Annotated in this window: 1 pseudogene; it reads right to left on the reverse strand. The window is 51.7% G+C overall.

Going from position 1 to position 211, the window contains the following annotated elements:
• Positions 1 to 211, reverse strand: a pseudogene (locus ACO0LC_RS29395) (MotA/TolQ/ExbB proton channel family protein); the annotation flags it as partial.

The following is a 211-nucleotide window of genomic DNA, read 5'->3' on the forward strand; positions in this document are numbered from 1 at the left end:
AATGGGCTGCCTTCTTTCAGGGAAGCTGCACCAGCTTGTACGGAAGCGGCTTTCCAGAATTTGGAGCGTGCATCAGAAGCCTGGCCAGACAGTTTGACCTGGTCGATAATTTTGGTGATGAGGATGTACCAGCTACCCATGGACATGATGACCATGATGATGAGTGTGCCTTTGGCAACGAAGTCACCTGTTTTCCAGAGGGCGTCCAGAC

Source organism: Undibacterium sp. JH2W (genome assembly GCF_049340425.1).
Lineage (GTDB): Bacteria > Pseudomonadota > Gammaproteobacteria > Burkholderiales > Burkholderiaceae_D > Undibacterium.